This window comes from Caballeronia sp. M23-90 (assembly GCF_053574605.1).
The window spans coordinates 1-5,028 of record NZ_JBSIPA010000473.1 but is presented as its reverse complement, the minus strand read 5'-3'; the positions used below and the strand labels follow the sequence as shown (position 1 = coordinate 5,028).

The 5,028-nt window shown below is 60.1% G+C and carries 4 protein-coding genes; 1 reads left to right on the top strand and 3 read right to left on the bottom strand.

The features are described 5' to 3' along the window. The coding region (gene dalD, locus ACRXB1_RS30270) for a D-arabinitol 4-dehydrogenase (RefSeq protein WP_449494136.1) at nt 1-1,458 on the bottom strand (1,458 nt) is incomplete at its 3' end. Nucleotides 1,459-1,848: 390 nt separating this feature from the next. After that, entirely contained in the window at nt 1,849-2,691 is an 843-nt protein-coding gene (locus ACRXB1_RS30265; protein ID WP_061998688.1) for an EAL domain-containing protein, read from the bottom strand. 189 nt (nt 2,692-2,880) lie between these two features. Between ACRXB1_RS30265 and hmgA the strand changes: the two genes are divergently transcribed. Next, on the top strand, nt 2,881-4,224 hold the full coding sequence (hmgA, locus tag ACRXB1_RS30260) for a homogentisate 1,2-dioxygenase (RefSeq protein WP_449494135.1): 1,344 nt from the start codon (nt 2,881-2,883) through the stop codon (nt 4,222-4,224). 10 nt (nt 4,225-4,234) lie between these two features. On the opposite strand, the gene ACRXB1_RS30255 is transcribed toward hmgA, so the two are convergent. Next, nucleotides 4,235-5,028: MFS transporter (locus ACRXB1_RS30255; protein WP_449494134.1), on the bottom strand; the 794-nt coding region annotated here is incomplete at its 5' end.

Here is a 5,028-nt window from a genome sequence, read left to right as displayed (position 1 = left end):
TCGGCGGCTTCGAAGAAAGCATGCGCGGTCGCCGCGTCCATCACGCCGTCCTGATACGCGTACGGCAGCTTGCCTTCGTGCCAGCGTTCGAGGAAACGGAAGAACAGCGCGGGAAGCATGGCGGTCGAGATCGGCGCTTTGCGCGAGGCTGCCCCAAAGCAGCTTGTCCGCGACGAAAGCCTTCACCGGATCGGCGGCTTCGAAGAAAGCATGCGCGGTCGCCGCGTCCATCACGCCGTCCTGATACGCGTACGGCAGCTTGCCTTCGTGCCAGCGTTCGAGGAAACGGAAGAACAGCGCGGGAAGCATGGCGGTCGCGTCCGGATCGGCCTTGCGCGCGAAACATTCACGCAACGTCGGCGCGATAAAACCCGGGATCTTCGAAAAGCCGTCGGCGGCTACGCGCTGGTTCGTGTCCTGGATATACGGATTGACGAAGCGGTCCAGCACGACATCGCGATATTTCGCCAGGTCGATGGGGCTCGGCGACAAGCTCGGAATTACGTCCTGGGTGACGTAGTCATCGGCGATTGCGCGGATTTCCGCGTCCTGCGTGCCTTCATGAATGTATTGATAACCAACGAGCGTCCCCGCCCACGCAATGCAGCTGTGCGTGGCGTTGAGGATGCGGATCTTGGCTTCCTCGTAGGGATGCACCGAGTCGACCATTTCCGCGCCGACCTTTTCCCATGCAGGACGACCGGCAATGAACGCGTCCTCGATCACCCACTGGATGAACGCTTCGCCCATGACCGGGGCTTTGTCGTCAAAACCAGTTGCGGCCAGCACGCGCTCGCGGACATCGGGCGTGGGACGCGGCGTGATGCGATCGACCATCGCGTTCGGGCATGAGGTGTTTGCGATCATCCAGTCGCGCAGCGCAGTTTCGCCGCGCAATTGCAGGAATTCAAGCATGCCGGCCTTGAACCGGTCACCATTGCTGCGCAGGTTGTCGCAGTTCTGCAGCGTCACCTTGCCGGCGTTCTGCTTCATGCGGGCATCGAGAATCGCGGCGAGCGCGCCGTAGATGGTCGTGCGCGCGCCTTTCAGGTCGGCCGCGAGATCGGGATTTGCGCGGTCGAGCTTGTGGTGTTCATCGAGGTAATAACCGCCTTCGGTTACCGTGAACGATACGATCTTGCACTCCGGCGCCGCGCCCGCCGCGATCAGCGCGTCGAGGTCCGCGGCCCACGGCACGACCTTTTTGATCGAGCGGATGGTTTCGTACTTGCGTTCGCCCTGCGGCGTGACGGTTTCTAGGGCGTAGGTGCCGTTTTGTGCGGCAAGCGCCTCGAGTACGGCGTTCATGTCGCCGCGAATGTTGCCGACGGTCAGCGACCATTGTGTATCGCCCGATTCAATCAGCTTGTGCAGATACCACGCCTGATGCGCACGATGAAAAGAGCCTGCGCCGATGTGCAGGATCACATCGGCGGTTGTTGGGGTTGCGGACGTCATGGTGTCTTCCTCTGATCTGGATGCGCCGCGGGGCATGCCCGGCGCGGTGCTATGTCTCTTGCCGCAGCGTGTTCCGGCGGGTTTGGCTTCCACCGGTTTGCGTTGCCACGATCATTTGCTCGTTCTGTGAGCGAATGATCGTATTCGATTCGATGAAAGTCAAGGCGCTCTGCAGCATTCAAGAGCGCGGATTCGTTGCTGCTCTGCACAATTATTTGGGTTTTCCGCCGGTCGTGCATTGCGTTGGCGCAGGTTGGGCCATGCAAACCGAGTTCGGCATCAGCCATCGATGCGATGCAGAACAGGTTGTACGGTGGCTAAAGCGTTGCGTGCCGGGCGCGTGAAAAAGATCTGATCGGCAGCGGATTCACCGAGCGGCGAATCCTCGAATTACTTGCTTGAGCGCGAACGGCCCAATACGTCGATGTCATGCGCTTCAAACGCAGGTCCCTGCACAAAATTCACATCGAACTGTTGTAGCGCATCGAACTGCGCCTCATCCAACACGTTGCTGAAGATCAGCGGGATCTTCAACCGGTGCGCATACCCGACCAACGGCTTGACCACTGAATCCCGCAACGCGGCGCCGGCATCCATCTTGATGAAATCAAGCCGCGCCATATCCGACACCGCCATGATCTGCCCCGCGTTCGCCAGGTTCCCCGCAACCTTGAAACCGTACTTCTGATAGCTCTTGACCAGATACCCAAGGAACGTCCGGTGCGCGACCGCCGCCGACGGCAATTCAATCACGATCCTCGCCGGATTCAACCCGAACTCGATCAGCACAGAAGAAAAGTGCTTCCCATGGTCGTACTTCACGCTCTTCAGCAAGCGCTCGTGAACCCGCAAGAACAACAACCCGGGCCGCTGCGCGCCAAAAAAATTGAACGCATGCAACGCACGTGAAAGACGGTCGAGTGCAACGAGTCGCGGGTCGTCGTCGAGTTGCGCGAATGGATCGAACGGCGCGCCGTCCGCGGTGAGCGTCAATGCCTGGAAACCGAGTTCATCGCCGAAACGCTCCGCGCTCTCAACCGATGCCGTCAGCGATTGCGGCAAGCCCCGCGTGCTGACATCGAAGATGGGCTCGTAGGCGCTCGCGAGTGCAAAGCTCTCGTAAAAGGCAATGGCCGATTCCGCACGCGCCCCTTCGCCCATGACAATGCGCGCGCCCGGAAACGGATAGTCCGAGGCGCGCGAGACGAGTTGCTGGACGGTCGGTGCAATCATTCAGGCGAAGTTCTCGAGCAATGTTGTGTCGATGGTAGCAGTGCCATGCATGCGGCTTTGCACAAAATCCACATATCGATATGCACCGGTATCAATCTGCTGCTTCATGCTTAGGGTTAACAATAGTTTTACGTATCGTAATTGGTTTTACCATGCGTAATCGAACGCATGTCGCTTGAGGACCAGTCCATGAACCCAGAATCGCCCGGTGCTTTCACGAGCCATACCGATGTCAGCCGGCTGTACCAGTCAGGCTTCGCCGCCGACTTCGCAACCGAGGCGCTGCCCGGCGCGTTGCCGCTCGGACGTAATTCTCCGCAGCGCGTGAACTACGGTTTGTATGCCGAGCAGCTTTCCGGCACGGCATTTACCGCGCCGCGCGGACATAACCGGCGGTCGTGGTTGTATCGGATCAGGCCGGCGGCGGTGCATCAGCCGTTCACGCAAGTCGAAGCCGGCAACAAACTCGTGGCGAACTTCGCCGACGTGCCGCCGACGCCGCCCAATCAGCTTCGATGGGACCCGTTGCCCATGCCTGATGTGCCTACCGATTTCATCGATGGCTGGGTCACGATGGCCGGCAACGGCGCCGCCGAATCCATGCAAGGCTGCGCCATCCATCTGTACGCAGCGAATCAATCGATGCAGGACCGGTTCTTTTATAACGCCGACGGCGAACTGCTGATCGTGCCGCAGGAAGGGCGCTTGTCGATCGCGACAGAACTCGGCCGCCTCGATATTGAACCGTTCGAAATCGCCGTCATTCCTCGCGGCGTGCGCTTTTCCGTCTCACTGCCCGATAACACCGCACGCGGGTATATCTGCGAAAACTTCGGCGCGTTATTGCGCTTGCCGGACCTGGGTCCCATCGGCTCGAATGGTCTTGCGAACCCGCGCGACTTCCTCACGCCGCATGCAGCGTATGAAGATCGCGAGGGCGCGTTCGAACTCGTGGCGAAGATGAACGGCGTGTTGTGGCGAGCGGACATGGGCCAATCGCCGCTCGATGTAGTCGCGTGGCACGGCAACTACGCGCCGTACAAATACGATTTGCGTCTGTTCAATACCATCGGCTCGATCAGCTTCGATCATCCCGATCCATCGATCTTTCTGGTGCTGCAATCGCAGACCGATACGCCGGGCGTCGATGCCATCGACTTCGTGATTTTTCCGCCGCGCTGGCTGGCAAGCGAGAACACATTCAGGCCGCCGTGGTTCCACCGGAACGTGGCGAGCGAATTCATGGGTTTAGTCCACGGCGTATACGACGCAAAGTCCGAAGGGTTCATGCCGGGTGGATCCAGCCTGCATAACTGCATGTCGGGACATGGTCCGGATGCGGGTACTTTCGAGAAGGCGTCGAACGCCGATACATCGAAGCCTGTGAAAGTGGGCGACACAATGGCGTTCATGTTCGAAACGCGCACGCTGATCAAGCCGACGCGCTTCGCGCTCGAAACCGCGCAATTGCAGGCGCATTACTACGAATGCTGGCAGGGGCTCGCCAAGCATTTCAACCCTGAGAAGCGGTAAGCCTCTCTGCTCAAACCGCCTGTCCGATACCCATGCGTCGCGCGCGTTTATCGAGCGTCGCCGAGAGCAACGTGAGGCCGAACGCGCAGCAAGCCATCAGTACGCCAACCCACGGAAGCGTGCTGAGCGACGCGCCGGCGCCAATCGCCATGCCGCCGAGCCACGCGCCTGTTGCGTTGCCGAGATTGAACGCGCCCTGATTCAGGGTGGATGCAAGATTGGGTGCATCGCTTGCACGATTCACGATCAGCATCTGCAACGGCGGCACGATTCCAAACGCGAGCACGCCCCAGATGAAGATGGTGACCATTGCGGGGATAGCGGCGTGCATGGTCGCGGCGAAGATCGCTTGCACGACGATGATCAGAATCAGGAACGTCAGCAGCGAGCGCAACAGCTTCCAGTCGGCAAGCCTGCCCCCAAGCGTGCTGCCGACCGTCAGCCCAAGCCCGAACAACAAGAGCACGAACGTGACCGCGTGCGGTGAAAAACCGGTGACGTCTTCGAGGATCGGCGTGATGTAGGTGAAGACGGAAAAGAGGCTCGCCGATGCCAGCACGCTGATGCCCAGCACCATCAGCACTTGCGGGTTTTTAAGCACCTTGAATTCGCGCAGGATGCTGGATTCACGCATCTCGATGTGCTTTGGCAAGCAGACCCACAACGCGCCGGCCGCAGCCAGGCCGATCACCGTGACGACCCAGAACGTGGCCCGCCATCCGGCCGCCTGACCGAGCGCGGTCCCAAGCGGTACGCCGAGCACGTTTGCAAGCGTGAGGCCGGTGAACATCAACGCAATGGCTA